General features: G+C 45.0%; 13 protein-coding genes. 7 read left to right on the forward strand and 6 right to left on the reverse strand.

The window, feature by feature from the left end; translation table 11 throughout:
- From QUB37_RS19425 to QUB37_RS19445, 5 genes are all read right to left on the reverse strand, one after another.
- Positions 1–2,864, reverse strand: a 2,864-nt coding sequence (locus QUB37_RS19425) for a DUF4347 domain-containing protein (RefSeq protein WP_333165065.1), incomplete at its 3' end; no start/stop codon positions are given.
- Between the two features lie 840 nt (positions 2,865–3,704).
- Positions 3,705–5,801, reverse strand: a complete 2,097-nt coding sequence (locus tag QUB37_RS19430) for a prolyl oligopeptidase family serine peptidase (protein WP_333165068.1) — start codon at positions 5,799–5,801, stop codon at positions 3,705–3,707.
- Positions 5,802–5,926: 125 nt separating this feature from the next.
- On the reverse strand, positions 5,927–6,520 hold the full coding sequence (gene recR, locus QUB37_RS19435; protein ID WP_006634457.1) for a recombination mediator RecR: 594 nt from the start codon (positions 6,518–6,520) through the stop codon (positions 5,927–5,929).
- A gap of 152 nt (positions 6,521–6,672) precedes the next feature.
- Entirely contained in the window at positions 6,673–7,041 is a 369-nt protein-coding gene (locus QUB37_RS19440; protein WP_333165071.1) for a translation initiation factor, read from the reverse strand.
- A gap of 3 nt (positions 7,042–7,044) precedes the next feature.
- Positions 7,045–7,170: a hypothetical protein gene (locus QUB37_RS19445; RefSeq protein WP_333165074.1), complete on the reverse strand. Its 126-nt coding sequence runs from the start codon at positions 7,168–7,170 to the stop codon at positions 7,045–7,047.
- 109 nt (positions 7,171–7,279) lie between these two features.
- Here QUB37_RS19445 and QUB37_RS19450 point away from each other — a divergent pair, with 109 nt between their 5' ends.
- From QUB37_RS19450 to QUB37_RS19480, 7 genes are all read left to right on the forward strand, one after another.
- The gene (locus tag QUB37_RS19450; RefSeq protein ID WP_333165077.1) at positions 7,280–8,323 is read left to right on the forward strand and encodes a hypothetical protein; all 1,044 of its coding nucleotides are present in this window, start codon (positions 7,280–7,282) and stop codon (positions 8,321–8,323) included.
- On the forward strand, positions 8,320–10,053 hold the full coding sequence (locus tag QUB37_RS19455; RefSeq protein WP_333165079.1) for an ATP-binding protein: 1,734 nt from the start codon (positions 8,320–8,322) through the stop codon (positions 10,051–10,053). Before QUB37_RS19450 ends, QUB37_RS19455 begins: the two co-directional genes overlap by 4 nt.
- Before the next feature lie 11 nt (positions 10,054–10,064).
- The gene (locus QUB37_RS19460; RefSeq protein WP_333165081.1) at positions 10,065–11,237 is read left to right on the forward strand and encodes an exonuclease SbcCD subunit D; all 1,173 of its coding nucleotides are present in this window, start codon (positions 10,065–10,067) and stop codon (positions 11,235–11,237) included.
- On the forward strand, positions 11,224–14,217 hold the full coding sequence (locus tag QUB37_RS19465; RefSeq protein WP_333165084.1) for an SMC family ATPase: 2,994 nt from the start codon (positions 11,224–11,226) through the stop codon (positions 14,215–14,217). Before QUB37_RS19460 ends, QUB37_RS19465 begins: the two co-directional genes overlap by 14 nt.
- 107 nt (positions 14,218–14,324) lie before the next feature.
- Complete coding sequence (trpB, locus tag QUB37_RS19470) at positions 14,325–15,563, forward strand: tryptophan synthase subunit beta (protein ID WP_333165087.1); 1,239 nt, start codon at positions 14,325–14,327, stop codon at positions 15,561–15,563.
- 165 nt (positions 15,564–15,728) lie between these two features.
- Complete coding sequence (locus QUB37_RS19475) at positions 15,729–16,139, forward strand: CAP domain-containing protein (RefSeq protein WP_333165089.1); 411 nt, start codon at positions 15,729–15,731, stop codon at positions 16,137–16,139.
- A 142-nt stretch (positions 16,140–16,281) separates the two neighbouring features.
- On the forward strand, positions 16,282–16,914 hold the full coding sequence (locus QUB37_RS19480) for a ribonuclease D (RefSeq protein WP_333165091.1): 633 nt from the start codon (positions 16,282–16,284) through the stop codon (positions 16,912–16,914).
- Between the two features lie 282 nt (positions 16,915–17,196).
- On the opposite strand, the gene QUB37_RS19485 is transcribed toward QUB37_RS19480, so the two are convergent.
- Positions 17,197–18,264, reverse strand: coding sequence for an ATPase, T2SS/T4P/T4SS family (locus QUB37_RS19485; protein ID WP_333165094.1), 1,068 nt, complete (start codon positions 18,262–18,264; stop codon positions 17,197–17,199).
- Positions 18,265–18,522: the final 258 nt, after the last annotated feature.

Genomic DNA, 18,522 nt, shown 5'->3' on the forward strand with positions numbered 1-18,522 from the left:
GGGCTAACTGCGCCGCTGTTATCTGTGGCGCTGTAGGTAAAATTGGCACCGGTAAAACTACCTGTGGATTGGAAAAATAGTTGTCCTATTTGTTCCGGTGTCAAAACTTGACCTGGTGTCACTGGTACTCCGCCGTTGGCTGGATCTCCTAAAAACAGGATGCCTTGGGCCGCTGGTGGCAGGGTGTTGATGGTGTAGGAGGCGATCGACCCGTCGAAGTCGGGGTCCCTGCCTCCCAATCCCGTGACTAACTGGCTGCTGTTGGGCCCGAGGCTGGAGGTGGCAGGGTTGGCAACTGGCGGTTGGTTGGGAGTCGGAGTTGGTGCTGGTGTCAGAGTGGTTGTGACTTTAGCGCCCGGAGCACTACCGTCATTGTTGGTTGAAGTCGGGTCATAGGTACTGGAGGTACTTCTGGCGGTGTTGCTGACGCTGGCATCTGGGGGTGCGATGAAACTAACTGTATTGGTAATCGCAGCAGGAGCACCGCTGGCTAAGCTGGGAACAGATGAGAAGGTGACAATGCCACTAATTGGATCGTAAGTACCGCTGGATAGACTAACTATTGTTAAATTGGGAACAATGCTATCAGTAATTATGACGTTTTCGGCTGTGCTAGGGCCGTTGTTGACTGTGGAAATTGTGTAACTGACGGTCCTACCCACAGTTTCGGTATTAGTCCCGGTTTTGGTGGTAACAACATCAGCACTAGGTGTCAGAGTGGTTGTGACTTTAGCCAGCGGATCAGTGCCGTTGTTGTTTTCAGGAAAAGGATCTGGGGTAGCGGAGGTATTTCTGGCGGTGTTGCTGACGCTGGCATCTGGGGGTGCGATGAAACTAACTGTATTGGTAATCGCAGCAGGAGCACCGCTGGCTAAGCTGGGAACAGGTGAGAAGGTGACAATGCCACTAATTGGGTCGTAAGTACCGTTGGATAGAGTAACTATTGTTAAACCGGGAACAATGCTATCAGTAATTATGACGTTTTCGGCTGTGCTAGGGCCGTTGTTGACTGTGGAAATTGTGTAACTGACTGTCCTACCCACAGTTTCGGTAACAGGCCCGGTTTTGGTGGTAACAACATCGGCAAGAGCATCAACAATTGTAGTTGAGACTTGAGAGATGGGTTGGGAACTATTGTTGTTAGCTAGATTTGGGTCGAAAGTGCTGGATGTGCTATAGGCAGTGTTAGTTAAGGGAGCTGTGACTGTTGGGGAAACTGTGGCGGTGATGGTGCGGGTTTGGCTAGCACCGTTAGCCAAAGTCGGAATCGCCGGCCAGATGACAGTTCGCGTTTTGCTGTCTAAAGTACCGCCGTCAGATATGCTGACTGGTATTAAGCCTGCGGGCAGGGGATCTTGAATCAGGACACTTTCGGCGCTGTTTGGCCCGTTATTTGTGGAGATAATCGTATAGGTTATGCTGCTGTTGGGTGTGGCGAACAGCGGGCCTTTTTTAACAATGGAAACGTCGGCTACGAGTGTAGGCGGATCTATACTTTGGACGACGACATTGTTAACTTCGTGAATGTTTGTATCTCCCCCTGTCGAAGCAGCAAAGCCAAATTTAAAAGTACGTGGCACTTCTCCGTTTATAGTTACCAAATTTGGTATGTCGAGCAGTGTTTCGCCCGCATCAAATGTGCCGTTGCTGTTCAAGTCGAAGGCAACAGTCAGACGGTTAGGAAATGTTGGTGAATTCGTCGGGAATAATGTAACTTGAACGGTTCTTTTAGCCTGATCGCGAATGCTTGTATCTTTATTGTCTATCCCACCGGGAACGACTGTGCTAGTTAAAAAATTATAAGCTGTGCTTTGGCTGCCTCTAAGTCCTACGGCATCAGGTCGAGCCTGCCCCGGAACTGGGGGATTAGCCGGTAAACGCCCTGCTGTACCATTGGAGAAATTGCCAAACTCGTCTAATCCTACACCTAAATAACCTCCTACAATACCCGGTGAATTTGAATTAGTATTTTGAGCATAGCCGAGAGAGCCACCATAGCCTCCCGCTGCTGTTGGCGTAGCTGTTCCGTCAATGAGGAAAAAACTAATGCCATCGGCACCAAGGAGAGGCGCATCCTGTGGTCCAAAAGGATAAATAGCAGTACCTCTGTTATAGGAAAAGAAATCAAAGGTAACTCTCAGACCCTCCGTGGCAGAGATGGGGTTATTGTAGATAACAAAAGCTGCTTGGTCAAACTTATTTGATGTTAATCTCAAAGTACCGCTTCCGGGTAGATCGCCAATCCCTAAAGCGGGAATAACGCCGCTGCTGTTGGGTGTACTACCTGCCGTTAAGCCTGGTTGATCGGAGGTGCCAGCAACTCCATATATCCAAGGCCCGATTACGGTTGAATTTTTAAATTCTTCAGCCGCTAAGGTAGCCAGGACTGATGTGTAGCCTTCTAGGACTTCTTTTTCAAAGGCTATTTCGGTATTTATTTGTCCTGTAGTAATTTCTAATTCCCAGTCGCCACCTAATGCTGCACTCCCTGTTAGGTTGTTGGAAGCGGCAATATTTACTCCTGTTATTTCACTGAGTTTTTGTATGAATTTGATGCCGAATTCGCCGGCGCCTGTGTTGCAACTTAACAGCAGAATACTACCTGTTTCTTTGAGAGCTTTACCCCACTGCTGCAATTGGCTGGAATAGGTTTCTATATTGTGAATATGGAGTTTTGTTGAGCCGATTTCTACTGATGCTGATGCGCCGTGAGCAACTATTTGAATGCTATTGAGGCTGTGCCGCGAGGCTGCAATTTCGGCAATTTGTTCGATTCCATCCCGGGTTCTATCGAGCAGGATTACTTCTGTACCGCGTTTCACTCCCCTGAGAAACTCTTGGTAGTTTTCTACTTTTGAATCCACAATCGCTAGATTTATTTGGAGAGAGGTCTCTGCTTTATGGCTAGCTTGTCTCAAGATTTTAGTCTCCATGTTGGTAGATTTCCGTGCTTGTGTAGATGACAAATTTGACAGATTTGGGAGGGTTTTCATTTTTGGTTAATTTGGTGGCTAAATTTAACCTACCCCTTTTCATAGATGACGATAAACATTCAACTATAAAGTTTTAAAATTAATTTGTGACAAGATATAATAGTTACCTGTATTTGTTATTTGTGATGTTAGGCAATCATTAGACAGGAATTACTGCGATCGCCCTTGGATGTCCTGATGCGGCCGATGGCTGCAAATTTTAACATGAATAAGGGGTGACAGCCTTTGTATTAGCCAAGATGCTCTATTTTTGGGAACAATGATCTCAGGTCTAAGGTTAGTTATATGGTAAATTACTTACGGATTCATCAGCATAAGGGGTCACACCCCTCATGCCGCTGTTCTGAGTCTGGTGATACCGAGGCTGGCTCAGACAGCTTGAACCGTAAATATACTGAAAATATTAATTCCCTAAAAATTGGCAGATTTTGACTTTGATGTGCGATCGCTCTTAAAAGTTGAGAGTACCGTATTTCTAGAGATTTATACTTATACTAATTGGGTGTGCAGTAAACTCACAGCCATGTAATAATAGCAACTTAACGCTACAAAAGTTAACACAAAAAGTTGACAAATTATATACGTTAATACCAGGATTGCGGTGCCAAAAAAGAACGATCGCCCTTGAATTCAAAAAGTACGATCGCCCTTTACAGCCTCTTTCTATCTAAATCATCAAACTGCGTCGATCGCACCCTCTAACGCGGCTTGCTAAGCGTTAATAGCGAGTTCGCGCACTAAAAAAGCCCATTCATCAGCCAATTCTTCAATCACTTTAGCGGTAGGTTTGCCGCCCCCGTGTCCCGCTTTAGTTTCAATGCGAATTAACACTGGTTTTTCTCCGGCGTGGGTTTCTTGCAAAGCAGAAGCAAACTTGAAACTGTGGGCCGGAACCACGCGATCGTCGTGATCGGCAGTTGTAATCATTGTCGCCGGATAAGCCGTTCCCGGTTTGAGGTTGTGCAGGGGAGAATAGCCGTGAATTGTGGAAAATTCTTCGGGATTTTCCGGCGAACCGTATTCAGAAGTCCAGGCCCAACCAATGGTAAACTTGTGGAAGCGCAACATATCCATAACGCCGACTGCAGGCAGCGCTGCACCGAACAATTCCGGCCGCTGAGTCATGCAAGCCCCTACTAATAAACCGCCGTTGCTACCACCTGCGATCGCCAATTTGGCAGGTTTGGTGTACTTGTTTTCTATCAACCATTCAGCGCCAGCTATAAAGTCATCAAACACGTTTTGCTTGTTCAACTTTTTGCCTGCTTCGTGCCAAGATTCGCCGTACTCGCCGCCTCCCCGCAAACAGGCTGTTGCGTAAACTCCGCCCATCTCTAACCACACTATCCTGCTAACAGAAAAACTCGGAGTTAGCGAGATGCCAAAACCACCGTAGCCGTAAAGGTAGGTGGGGTTATTGCCATCAAACTGCAAGCCTTTCTTGTGCGTGATAAACATGGGTACTTGCGTACCGTCTTTGCTAGGGTAAAATACTTGTTTTGTCTCGTAATCGTCGGGATTGAAATCGACATTGGGCTGCCGATAAATCGTACTTTCATCTGTCACCATATTGTACCGATAAATGGTGTTGGGTGCAGTGAAACTGGTGTAAGCATAAAAGGTTTCGGTGTCGTGCCGCTTGCCGCTGAATCCTCCCGCCGAACCGATTCCGGGCAATGCAACTTCTCGCACGAAAGAGCCGTCTAAGTTGAAGATTTTAATCTGGGTGTAGGCGTCTTTCAGGTAAGAAGCGACAAATTGATTGTTCAGCAGGCCAATGCCTCCGAGGGTTTCTGCTGCTTCGGGGATAATTTCTGTGAATTTTTCTTGACTTTCGTCACCAGCTAGGGATGAGGGAGGTGGGTTTTTGGTGTCGATCGCAATTACGCGGCCCAACGGTGCATTCAAGTCTGTTTGAAACCAGAAAAGAGAGCCCTCATTGTCGATGAAACTGTACTCAGCCTCGAATTCGCTAATTAGTTCTACAACGGTTGATTTCGGTGCAGTTAAATCCTTGTAAAAAATCAAGTTTTTGGTTTCAGTTCCCTGCCAAACAGAGACAATTAAGTAGCGCCCGTCTTCCGTGACGCCGCCGCTAAATCCCCACTCTTTTTGGTCTGGTCGCTCGTAGATTAATACGTCTTCAGATTGCGGCGTGCCGATTTGGTGGTAAAACAGTTTTTGGTAATAGTTAACGTCTTCGTGCTTGCTTTTTTCGTTGGGTTCGTCGTAGCGGCTGTAAAAAAAGCCTTTGCCGTCATGAGTCCAGGAGGCTCCTGAGAATTTAATCCACTTTAAATGGTCTGATAAATCTTCGCCGGTTGCCACCTCACGGACTTTCCATTCCTGCCAGTCGGAACCGGAAGTTGACAAACCGTAGGCCATGTATTTGCCGTCTTCGCTGATAGCTAAACCGCCCAAAGCAACGGTTCCATCTTCTGAGAGAGTGTTGGGGTCAATTAATACTTTAGGTTCGCTTTCGAGAGATGTTAACGTGTAGAGTACGGATTGATTTTGCAGACCGTCATTCTTGTAGTAGAAATAGCGAGATCCTTCTTTGAAAGGTATGCCGTATTTCTCGTAATCCCAAAGTTGAGTCAGGCGCTGTTTGATTTTTTCCCGCGCCGGAATTTCGTTGAGGTAGGCAAAAGTGACTGCGTTTTGGGCTTCCACCCAAGCTTGGGTTTCCTCTGAGTCGGGATTTTCCAGCCACCTGTAGGGGTCAGGTACTTTGACGCCGTGGTAGTCGTCTGTTTGGTCGATTTTGCGGGTTGTGGGGTAGCTTAAAGGTCGATCGAATTTAGCCATGATTTTTCACTATCGGTAACTTAGTTTAGTGTAGCCTTATTATCTGTTGTTAGTCCGCTGTTAGTTCGCGCAGGCGGACTTCGTTTGCGTAGTCGCAGTTTCAACCGCCGAATAATATTGAAGAACTAATCCAACTCTCTCCTTCCTTCCAAAGCACGAGCCAATGTAACTTCATCGGCATATTCCAAATCTCCCCCCATCGGCAAACCAAAAGCTATGCGCGTCACTAGGGTAAAAGGTTTTAATAAGTGACCGATATAAAGAGTAGTAGTTTCGCCTTCCACGCTGGGACTAATAGCAATAATTACTTCCTTAATCTTTTGCTGGCTGACGCGCCGCACTAACGGTTGAATGTTCAATTGTTCCGGCCCAATTCCATCCATCGGCGAGATAACACCACCAACAACGTGATATTTACCCATATATTCCCGCGTTTTTTCTAAAGCGATTACATCGCGGGATTCTGACACTACACAAAGGGTATGACTGTCGCGGTTGGTATTACGGCAAATTTCGCAAACAGGGTCAGCAGATAAGTGAAAGCATACTTGACAGAAACCTACTTGCTGTTTGGCATCAATCAAAGATTTAGCTAGGGCTTGCACTTCTTCTTCCGGTCGCTTCAAAATATGTAAAGCGAGCCGCTGGGCTGTTTTCGGGCCGACTCCGGGCAAGCGCTGCAATTGTTCGATTAAACGAGCTAAAGGTCGAGTGTACATTAAAAATTGGCGGTAATTGGTAATATCATTTCTGGTTGATTCGCGATCGTATAATTTGCGCGATGTAGGGGCGGGTTTTACCAACCATCTATGTTTAAAACTAAGTATATCATAAACCCGTCCCGCCCATACACTGAGGAATATTGACTAATTTACCCTCCACTAATTTTAGCTTTGTAGCCTAATTTTGTGATAATTTCTAGCAGCTTTTGCTTGTGTTCGCCTTGAATTTCGATTTCATTATCTTTGACTGTGCCGCCAGTACCGCATTGGGCTTTTAGCTGCTTGGCTAAAGTTGCTAATGTTTCGGGTTTTTCCTGAAAGCCGCTGATGACTGTAACTGTTTTGCCGCCGCGTCCTTTTCGGGATGCTTCGATTTTGAGGTTTTGTTGATTGGGGGAGATTTCTTGTATTCCTCGTTGGAGGGCCGCGGAGTTGTCTATGTTGCCAAATTCGGAGTAAACAATTCGTTTGCCCTCGGTTGTTTTGCTGTCAGAATCTTTGCGTTTGGATGCTGCCATAGGTTAAGATGCTTGAACTTTTTTTACTGGTATTTCTAGTTTTAGCGGATTGGGGTATGGTTGCGATCGCTCGGAACGCGCCTTAAATTCGGGAAACCGCCAACTTTTACCATCAAAGGAATTGAACATTTATTGTGTAGTAGCCAACTAAAGCTTGACTTTGGTTGGAATATATGCTTTTATAAAAAGCATATTTTTAAATTATGACATCCTCTCTCTTAACGGAGAAAAAAACACGTTGTCCATCAATTTATGGCAGAAATATAACATTCGGCTTGAATCTTGGGGGACTGACTATGATACCCCTATTAGTCTAAACCAAGAAGATTCACTTTTAGACGATGCAATTGACCTAAATGTCGAATGCGATGAGTGGGTGGGACGCCGACCAAGTTGCGAACCAGCCCTTCCTAATAGGATTCTGTTTGTTGACGGTCGCCGACGGCTTGACACTCGTTTTATCGGCCAAAATGGTAACGAAATCTTGTACGGAGCCTTTGCTACGATTGCCGTCGGTGCCGTACTGGTCGATCGCGCCACTCGTAGAGCTGCGGTAAGTGAGCTGATTGTCAAAAGAGCGATCGCGATTGGTGGTATCAGCCACAGCGAAACTATTCCCCCGACACGAGTTCCCTGCCCGCTCGGAAGCGGGGCTGAAATTATTTACAGTACGTACATAACCGATGCTGAAAGCGAACCTCAAAAGCCGATTGCGCTAGTTCAAAAAGCTATGCGCGAGGAAGAAGCTAAATTAGCTGTGAAACTCGCGATCGTCGATCCAGATGTACTCGTTATCAGAGACGGTCCGCTGCTACACAAACCTTATAAAGCTCCTGAATCTACATTGGGCTACGTAAAAACAATGGGCAAAGCCTATTTAACCGGAGACAGTGCCAAACTGCTTTGGGAATTGCAGTTAGGAGAACGAACTCCAATTTTTTCTATAGGGAAACAAAAAAGTCCGAAACGCCACTGGAGTTGGTATCTGCGATCGGGTCAACCGCAGATCAACCATAAACAATTAGGATATCACGACCTGCACGGCATTGTCAGATTAGATTTATATGGTGAAGTTCCCTTAAATAAAGCAACAGAAATGGCCGATCAAAGTACATATTTAATTCCGCAGTATGCCTCCCATCCCTCCCGCGACCCCCGCGCCCCCCAAAACCTCACACCTGTTGGCGGGCTAGAAAAAGAACTCGGACGGCACATGGGCGACAAGGGAGTAATTGAACGGCGGTTGCGGACTTTTTTAGCCAGGGAAGGAGTGATGAAATGACAACAACTCTTGGCTTTGTATTAGGAACTCAAGAAGCTACGCCCCTCGATTTTTGGGTAGCTGTTTTGCCCGGTCAAATCCTGCGACTTGATGATGTTGTCGAAGTGCAAACTTGCCGACCAGATGGTGCAGGAATTGTTAGCTTTTATGGCATTGTAGATCGCGTTCGTACTCTATACGAAGGAACGCAGTTTGATACTGATACCTTTTTGGTCAAAAATGGAAGTTTACCTGTTAATGTGTCCTATGCTGGCCACATTCAAGTAACCAGGATTGAACCAGAAGAATATTTGCCACCGCAGCCTGGAGACCCTGTGCTGCTTGCTACAGACGAAGAATTAAAGCGCGCTTTGTACTTTGATGGGATGGAAAAACGCATTCCCGCAGGCATGATGCGAAACGGTAGCCCTGCTTATTTGAATTTTGACTTCATCAATGGCGAAAAAGGAGCTCATATAAATATTTCAGGCATATCGGGAGTTGCTACAAAAACATCTTACGCATTATTTATACTTCATGCAATTTTAAAATCTGCTGTTTTAGGGGCCAGTCGCGCTAACACAAAAGCATTGATTTTCAATGTCAAAGGTGAAGATTTATTTTTCTTGGACAAGGATAACAGCAAACTGCGGACAGAAGATCAGTTGCACTATCAAACATTAGGAGTGCCAGTTGAACCATTCAAGGATATCCGTTTTTGCGCCGCTCCCAAGAAAGGAACTACCGAACTCGATCCGCACATAGAGCAGCGGACTGATAATATTGCAGTTTATTTGTGGAGTCTTCGGGAACTGTGTCGCGATCGCCTGTTCAGCTTTCTATTCGCTGGAGAAGACTTGGAACGAGGCAATTTGGGATTTTTAGTTTCTGTGGTAGAAGAACGGCTGGCACGGTTAGCCGAAGCTAACGATCGGAATGACAAACAAGCTAACCGCCACTTAGGAGTTCATTTAGAAGTTGATGCTTATGGAAAAACAAAAAAACAGAAAGTTGAAACTTTTAGAGACTTAATTGAGTTTGTCTTCGACAAACTGGTGGAAACTCGAGACGAGAGTTGGTTAGGTCGCAATGCCCCTGCAACTGCTGAGGCTTTGATTCGCCGCTTGTGGGGTTCGGCAAATGAAATGAGCCACTTAATCCGGGGGGATTTAGACCCAACAATCATGGCTAAATCTCAATTAGACCCCCTCGCACCGGCACATCAAATTACCATTGTTGACATTAATAAACTGGGTGGACAAGCACAAAAATTTGTGGTGGGAGTGCTACTGAAAAAACTATTCTATGAGAAAGAAAAACGGGGACAACATCCAGTCGTATTTATTGTTCTAGATGAATTGAACAAATACGCACCCCGCGAAGGCCGCAGCCCAATCAAAAACTTATTAGTGGAAATAGCAGAACGGGGTCGCTCTTTAGGAATTATCCTGATCGGAGCACAACAAACTGCCTCAGAAGTTGAGCGCAGGGTTGTTGGGCAAGCTGCAATTCGGGTCGTGGGCAGGCTCGATTCTGCTGAAGCAGAACGCCCGGAATATAACTTTCTGACTGGATCTTGCCGCAAACGAGCGTTACTCCTCAAATCCGGCAGTATGTTTGTTCATCAGCCGGAAGTACCAGCACCACTACTGATTAATTTTCCCTTTCCCGCCTATGCTACTCGTCAGAGTGAAGTCCTGGTTAGCGAAGCAGAAATTGCCCAACTAGAAGAAGACATTGACCGTTTCTAATTTTAAACATTATGCGCTTAATTCATACATCTGATTGGCATTTGGGAAGGCGACTTAAAGGGGTAGATCGGACTCCTGAAATTGCCTTTGCATTAAATGAGTTGCTCAAACAAGCAAAATCTTTAGAAGTGGATGCAGTTTTAGTAGCTGGCGACATTTTTGATGTTCCAAGTCCTACTGCTGAAGCTGAAAAAGTTGCTTACGACTTTTTTTGCGGACTAGGAGATGCTAAAATACCAGCGGTTGTCATCGCAGGAAATCACGACTCAGCACTTCGCATTGATGGGGTTTCTCTACTCTTATCTCATGTCGGCGTTAAAGCTTTAGGCAGACCTAAAAACATGGACAAGGGAGGCTTGATTGAACTCGATACCAAAAGTGGTAAATTGTGTGTTGCGGCTGTGCCTTTTGCTTCAGAACGCAGATTGTTGAAAGCGGAAGACTTGTGGGAAAAGGATGATTTACAACAGCGGCAACATTATAAGCAGGCAGTTGCTCACCTATTTCAAAGCTTAACAAGGGGCTTTCAAGATAACAGCGTCAACGTGGTAATGGCACATTTGACAATTGACGGGGCTAAACGAGCATATTCGGAGGTAGACTATTACACAAAAGATACCTACAGCCTTTCTGGTCAAACTCTTCCTTCAGAAGCTCAATATATTGCTCTCGGTCATATCCACAAACCTCAACAAGTTCCTAACGCAGCACCCACTTATTATTGTGGTTCCTTGATTCAAGTAGATTTTGGAGAAGCTGGTGAGGAAAAAGGATTTAATTTAGTAACACTAGAACCAGGTCGTCCGGCTCTGACTGAGTTTATATCTATCCCTTGTCAAAAACCTTTAAAGGTGGTTAACTGTGATTGGAATAACCTAGATGAGACTTTAGAAGAAAATCGAGAACATTCAGGATTTTTGAAATTTGTGATTGAATTGAACGAAAGTCAAAAATTTGGTTTAGCAGATAAAGTAAGAAAAGTATGCACTCAAGCATTAATCATTGAACCCCGCTATCCAAAAGCGCCACTCGAACCAAATATTGAAGTGGGAGAATTTAACCAGTTCGATATGGTGGTAGAGTTTCAGCGTTACTGGAGTCAACAACTAGGGAAAACTCTGGAACCGTCTGTTTTACAAGCTTTTAAAGAATTATATCAGGAACTAAACGATGCGCCCAATTAAACTAACTGTAGAAGGATTTATTAGTTTTCGCAACCGTCAAACTCTCGATTTTTCACAACTTGATTTGTTTGCGATTACTGGAAAAACAGGTGCGGGTAAAACTTCTTTACTTGATGCTATTACTTACGCACTTTATGGCAAAGTTTCCCGAAAATTTGAGTCACAGGAATTGGTCAGTAAAGGAGCTGATCGATTCAATGTCGAGTTTCAATTTTCAGTCCAGAAAAATGAGTATAAAATTGTGAGAAGTTGGCGATATCGTGCTAGTTCTCCGAAAGTAGAGATCCTTTTGGATCGATTGGAAAACGGCAAGTGGGAAAGGTGCGATCATCGCACTTTAGAAAAAGATATCTTAAGGATGGATTTTGAAACCTTCACTCGGGTTATTATACTGCCACAAGGTCAATTTGATGAATTTCTGAAAGGAGATGCTCCAAAGCGTCGGAATTTATTGCGGGATTTAGGCGGGTTTCAGATATTAGAGAATATGAGTAAACAAGCAAGTGAACGCGCTCGTAATTATGAAAAAGACCGCGAAATAATCGAAAATCAACTTGCTACTATTCAAGCTCCTAGTGAAGATGAAATAAGGCAAAAGCAAGAGCAACTGGCTATCCTAGAAAATCAAGAAATTCCTCAACTCCAATTACAGGCAGAAAAAGCTCGAAATAGTATGGCTATTGAGGAAGAATTATTTAAACAAATTCAGAGGCGATCGCAGTTACGCGACGAGCTATCAGATATAGAAAAAAAAGCAGCAGAGATCGAATTAGTTAAACAGCGGTTGCAGCTAGCTAAAATTGCTAATAATTTAGAAGTTGATTGGGTGTTATTGAGCGATGCTCGCAATAAAGCAGAACGCTCTGACAGTTTACTACAAAATGCTGTTAAAAATTCAAATGAAGCTCAAAGTATTTTAGTAACTGAACGTCAAAAACGAGAACAGTTTATCAACCAACAAGCTGAGAAGAAAACTTTGCTGGATGCTCTCGAACTAAACTTAGAAAGGGCTAAAATTTATGAAGAGCATCGAAAACAATATCAAGCTGATCTGACAAAAGCAGCAAACATTACATCCCAAAGATTGCATAATCGAGATGAGTCAGGACGACGCTTGGCTGATGCAGAAACTCAGCAAGAAGAGGCTAAATTGCAATGGCAAAACTCACAAACAACCCTTACTTTATCTCAACCGGGTGGTAGGCGCTTAGATCAATTAAATCACATTACTGAATGGCTAACTAGCTGGCAATTAATCTCTAGTCAAACGCTTAAACTTCGCCAAAACCTGGAAACAACTACTCAGAACAAGTTAAGTAATTCTCAGAATTGTGAAGCTACACTTATTAAGTTCCAAGAGGCAGAACTCTGTCTTGAATCTGCGCGGACTGCTTTAGAAACAGCGATTCAGAACAACTATGCCGCCGCCTTGCGTCTGACACTCCACGATGGTGATAGTTGTCCGGTTTGCAGTCACACATACTCAAACAAAAATCTATTGCCACTAGGAGATGAGACAGATGATATAGAACAAGTGAAACGGCAAAAAAACGCAGCAGAAACGAAGTTATTGACCGCTCAACAAGAGCGAAGTCGATCTGAAGCCACCTTAGAAACTTTACAGCAGCAAGAGTTGAAAGACAGCCAAGACATAGCGGAAAGTGAATCCCAACTAAATACACTGAAACAACAAATTAGTGCTGTATTAGAATCAGATAACTGGGAGGCAGAAGCACTGAAATCAGAACGTCAAGTCCTACAAGAACAAGATGCTACATACAGTCAAACTTTGACTCAATATGAAAGAAATGCTTCCACTTTACGCGAATGCGAATCATTGAGTCAGTCTGCCAAGGCTGCTTATGAACAGGCACTAACAGAGTATCAAAGTGCCAGTGCAGAACAATTGCAAAAGGAGCAGCAACTTCAGAAAGTGACGAGTCAACTCAATGAATTAACAGAGGGCAAACCTTACGAAGAGCTAAACCAAAGACTACAGCGAGATAGGGAGCAGTTGGAGCGCCAACAGATTGAGGTAGAAAATTCTTTTCAAGCTGCTGAACGCCATGCAATTAAAGCAGAATCTGAAGAGAAACAGACCCAAGATTCTGCTAAAGACGATCGAAATCAATGTAAAGAAATAGAGCAAAAATGGGCTGCGAATTTACAAGCAGTTAGTTTTACTGAAAGAGAGTTTATTGACGCTAAAGCTGATCCTGAACAACAAGAAGGATGGCAAAATACGATTGACGATTACGCTCGTAAAACAGGTGACTTGTCAAGTCGGCTCAATGAGATAACTGACACAATTGGCGACAGAACAACAAATCAGGAAAGACTAGCACAACTGAAAATTGAGAAAGAATCTGCTGACAAACAAATAAATGAAGCTAATCAGCAATTAATCAGTATATCTGTCTGGACTAATACTGCAACAAATAAATTACAACAAGCCAAGGAACTTGACAGTGAAAAAACACAAATTTCATCTAAAGAGCAAGTATATAAGACGTTAAAGCATCGATTGCAGTCGGATAAATTTCTAGCTTTTGTTATAGAAAGTTTGGAAAAAGAGTTGGTTTCCCGCGCTACAATTATACTGCGGAACTTAACTGAGTCGAGATACTCGCTCTTGATTCAAAATGGTGAATATGAGGTAGAAGATAATTGGAACGGCGGTGAAAGTAGACGTTTGCGAACTTTATCCGGCGGTGAAACTTTTGCAGCTTCGATCTCTATGGCTCTGGCGTTATCAGAAAAATTATCAATGGGAGTAGAGTTAGGTAGTCTATTTTTAGATGAAGGATTTGGCACTCTGGATGCAGAGACTCTCGAAAGTGTCACTCAGATTTTGGTCTCTTTGCAACAACAGAATCGATTAATTGGGGTAATTACCCACATTCAAGCTTTAGCGGAGCAATTGCCCAGTCAGGTGAAAGTTCACAATTGTATTACAAAAGGTTCGACACTGGAGCAATAGGGAATGACAGCGGCATAGCTGGGACCAAGAAATGAGAACTTACCCGATCGCCCACAGCCCCATCGACTAGATATAATAAAATCTGTCCCATTATCCCCACAAAGTTCGTGACAGTCACCCCCCTGCATCTCACCACCGAAACCAGCGCCCAACGCCCCGACTCCCTCGGCAGATTCGGCAAATTCGGCGGCAAATACGTCCCCGAAACCCTGATGCCGGCTTTATTTGAACTAGAAGCCGCTTTCCACAAATACAACAGCGAACCGGAATTTCAACAGCAACTCCAACAATTGCTCAAAGATTATGTCGGCCGCCCCAGCCCTTTGTATTTCGCCGAACGCCTCACGGAGCACTACGCTAAAGCAGACGGAACTGGCCCGCAAATTTACCTCAAACGCGAAGATTTAAACCACACGGGAGCTCACAAAATCAACAACGCTTTAGCTCAAGCATTGCTGGCAAAACGCATGGGCAAAAAGCGGGTAATTGCTGAAACTGGTGCCGGTCAACATGGCGTTGCTACCGCCACTGTTTGCGCTCGTTTCGGTATAGAATGCGTTGTCTACATGGGCGTTCACGACATGGAAAGACAGGCTTTAAATGTGTTTAGAATGCGGCTGATGGGTGCCGAAGTACGGCCGGTGGCGGCGGGAACGGGAACGCTGAAAGATGCCACTTCGGAAGCGATTCGCGACTGGGTGACAAATGTGGAGACAACTCATTACATTCTTGGTTCCGTGGCGGGCCCGCATCCTTACCCGATGATGGTGCGCGATTTCCATGCGATAATCGGTCAAGAAACGCGGGCTCAGTGTCAGGAAAAGTGGGGGGGTTTGCCGGATATTTTATTAGCTTGCGTCGGCGGCGGTTCTAATGCAATGGGTCTTTTCCATGAGTTTATCGGGGAAGAAACTGTCAGATTGATTGGTATTGAAGCAGCGGGCGAAGGTGTAGATACGGATAAGCACGCTGCTACTTTGACTAAGGGAAGTGTGGGAGTTCTGCACGGGGCGATGAGTTATTTGCTGCAAGATAATGAAGGTCAAGTGATTGAGCCACACTCGATTAGTGCGGGTTTGGATTATCCGGGCGTGGGGCCGGAACACAGTTATTTGAAGGATGCCGGCAGAGCTGAATATTATAGCGTAACTGATGCAGAAGCGCTGGGCGCATTTCAGCGGCTTTCGCAGTTGGAGGGGATTATTCCGGCTTTGGAAACTGCTCACGCGATCGCCTATTTAGAGACTCTGTGCCCGCAGCTAACAGACAATCCGCGCATTGTGCTTAACTGTTCCGGACGCGGCGACAAAGACGTGAACACTGTAGCGAAGGTTCTGAATATCTAGGTTAGCGGAATGTGGGGTGATCGCTCTGTAGGAATTCGTAACAATTAACTTTATTTCTCGTTTGATTTCATGTCCAAAGGTTTGATTTCGATTTGCTTGGGATTGTTGACAATCCTGCCTAAGTGTGACACATTCCTTCCTACGCGATCGCTGCCACAAAATCCCATGAATACTAATGTTGCTTCGAGTGCGATTACTGACTTAGAAAAAGCGGTTAACCAACAGATAAATCAATACCGAGCATCTAAAAAGTTGCCACCGCTGAGTATCGATCCGCGAATTAGTCAGGTAGCAAGAATTCACAGCGAAGATATGGCTAAGGGTAAAGTAAGTTTTAGCCACGATGGATTTGATGGGCGGGCGAAAGCAATTACGATTCCTTATAAAAGTGTAGCTGAAAATCTTGCTTACAATTTTGGCTACAACGACCCGGTACGCAATGCTGTTGAGGGTTGGATTAAAAGTGACGGCCACCGCAAAAATATGGAAGGTCAGTTTAATGTGACAGGTATTGGGGTTGCAAAAAATGCCAAAGGCGAGTATTATTTTACTCAGCTTTTTGTTCGCAGTCGGTAAAGTGAAGGAAGAAGGAAGTTCGGCAACGGATTCGCAAGGGCGGATGTAACGGATGTCAGGAAGAGGGAAGAGGGAAGAAGAAAGAAGGTAGTCAACAGTCAACAGTCAACAGTCAACAGTCAACAGTCAACAGTTACCAATAATGGAATTTCCAGATTTTCAAGTGTGCGATCGTGATATTCCCGATTCTCTCTTATCTTATTATTTGACTGCGCCGGCGATCGCCGTTGATACGGAAACAATGGGTTTGCTACCGTGGCGCGATCGCTTGTGTTTGGTTCAGTTGTGCGATCCGCAAGGTAAAGTTGCGGCGGTACGGATTGCCAAAGGCCAGACTGCGGCGCCGAATCTAAAAAAGCTAATGGAAGCTGAAAATATTGAGAAGGTATTTCACTTTGCGCGCTTCGATCTGGCAACAATGCGTTACAATTTAAGTATTGACGTTGCACCTGTTTTCTGCACAAAAATAGCGAGCAAACTGGCGAGAACTTACACTAACAGACACGGACTTAAAGACTTAATCCAAGAATTGGAAAAAGTAGAACTCAACAAAACTTCTCAAAGTTCTGACTGGGGAAATTTTGAGCATCTTTCAGACGAGCAACTCAGCTACGCTGCTAACGATGTCCGCTATTTGCTGAGCGCTAAACAAAAGTTGACTGCTATGTTGCAGCGAGAAGAACGCTGGGAAATTGCACAGCAATGTTTTCAGTGTTTGCCCGTTTTTGTGAGTTTGGATTTATTGCAGTACAAGGATGTTTTTGAACACGGCTAATACCATTTTAGATTTTAGATTTTAGATTTTAGATTTTAGATTTTAGATTGGGAATGACTGATGACTACCAGGGTTTAGAGTACGGGCATAAAGTTCCATTCTTTTGGGGAACTGGTATAATATGCTGTCACCTCGCACACTTGCAATCAAATGGGTTTGTAATGAAGACTTGAGTTATCATAAAACTCGCTTGACTTTAGTCCTCACTACAAACGTAATTATTATTATTTGACCGGACTTGATGTGAGTTAAAAAAAATTCAAAACAGTGATCTATAGCTCATTAAGGCTGATCGGGATTTTGTCCGTGCAGCAAAGCTTCAATTTGGTCGTCCACATTTCTAACCACCTGTTCCAAAGCGGGCAACCCCTCTAAAGGCATAGGAGAAAGCCGAGTTTGATCGCGAATTTGATTCACTTTTCGCTGCAATTCTTCTGCCAACCGCAGTGCGTCCCGACTCAAAGTAGACAACTGCTGCTGCTGGTAAAACCTCAAAGCTGCCCCCCGCAAAACTTGCAGGGTCGCTTCTTCCTTGCCACCCACCGTCATTACCCGCAAGCGCAACAGCAAATGAGTGTTTTGATATATGCGTTCAACTTCGACTTGTTTGGGGTGTTCCACGGAGCAAACAGGCATACCTGTCAGCAGCTTCAACTCGTCGATGACCTCTTGGAAAAGGACGATATCGATACCCTCGAGCATCGATTTCAAAACACCATCTTGACTCCAGAGAATGCGGCCTTGGGACTGGTGCCGCTCAAAAAACAGGCGGCCGATACCCTCTCGCAGCACTCTACCGAGCAATTCTTGCAGCAGTTGGGGCGCGGGCAAAGTTGCCAAAACTTCCACTTGGCTTGACAAGTGCAAGGCCTCGACATTCAAAACCGATAGTTGTGTCGGTGTCGGGGGAACCTCAGCGCCAGCAGGTTTAAACCGCTCACGAGCTGGCATCGAGGGTTCTGGCACAGACAGCAGCGTTGCTGCATTGGGGCCTGGAGTTGCTGGTGCGGGATTTTTGGGTGTTGGGGCTGCTTCGGCGGTTGTCTGGCTGGGTTCTCGAAGCTGGTTCCCGTGCAGCAAGTAAGCTGAGAGCATCGAGCGCTGAGTTTCCGAGGCAATTTGCTCTGTTGTGACTGAGCAATTCATGTAAGCTAAAATCCGCTGCACGTAGTCCAAGGCGGAGTCATCTTGGGCATCGACTACGCCCAATTTAAACAGATTACCTTCTAGAGATAAAGGCAAAACTTGATAGTAAAGGCAAGCTTCAAAGGGGACAACAGTGTCGATTAGGTGAAAGATTCGATCGGAGTCCATTGTAGCTGCCGAGTCTGTTGAAGATGTATGTACCATTAGCTGCTTTGTAGTTGGAAGCGCGATCGAGCGCGACGCACCAACCTGATGCGATAAAATTAAACGCTGCAACTTCCCTGACGGAGGAATTGGCCTAACAACCGGAAGCTTTTATTAAAGAAAAATCCTTAGTCCCAGAATTTTCTCCCTTCTGTATTGCAGCCTTAAATTCTACCAAAAGATTGAGAACTAGATGATGACTAGCGCAGTCTAGACCCACTATCATCGATCGCCCGATATTGATGCCCGTGGCTGGCA

It is taken from the genome of Microcoleus sp. AT3-A2, assembly GCF_036705685.1.
Classification (GTDB): domain Bacteria; phylum Cyanobacteriota; class Cyanobacteriia; order Cyanobacteriales; family Microcoleaceae; genus Microcoleus.

Bases quoted from the DNA above. Each gene is read 5' to 3' on its own strand.
- recR (WP_006634457.1), bottom strand. From the start codon at position 6,520: ATGTACACTCGACCTTTAGCTCGTTTAATCGAACAATTGCAGCGCTTG.
- QUB37_RS19460 (WP_333165081.1), top strand. From the start codon at position 10,065: ATGCGCTTAATTCATACATCTGATTGGCATTTGGGAAGGCGACTTAAA.
- QUB37_RS19440 (WP_333165071.1), bottom strand. From the start codon at position 7,041: ATGGCAGCATCCAAACGCAAAGATTCTGACAGCAAAACAACCGAGGGC.
- QUB37_RS19445 (WP_333165074.1), bottom strand. From the start codon at position 7,170: ATGTTCAATTCCTTTGATGGTAAAAGTTGGCGGTTTCCCGAATTTAAG.
- QUB37_RS19455 (WP_333165079.1), top strand. From the start codon at position 8,320: ATGACAACAACTCTTGGCTTTGTATTAGGAACTCAAGAAGCTACGCCC.
- QUB37_RS19475 (WP_333165089.1), top strand. From the start codon at position 15,729: ATGAATACTAATGTTGCTTCGAGTGCGATTACTGACTTAGAAAAAGCG.
- QUB37_RS19480 (WP_333165091.1), top strand. From the start codon at position 16,282: ATGGAATTTCCAGATTTTCAAGTGTGCGATCGTGATATTCCCGATTCT.
- QUB37_RS19485 (WP_333165094.1), bottom strand. From the start codon at position 18,264: ATGGTACATACATCTTCAACAGACTCGGCAGCTACAATGGACTCCGAT.
- QUB37_RS19430 (WP_333165068.1), bottom strand. From the start codon at position 5,801: ATGGCTAAATTCGATCGACCTTTAAGCTACCCCACAACCCGCAAAATC.
- QUB37_RS19465 (WP_333165084.1), top strand. From the start codon at position 11,224: ATGCGCCCAATTAAACTAACTGTAGAAGGATTTATTAGTTTTCGCAAC.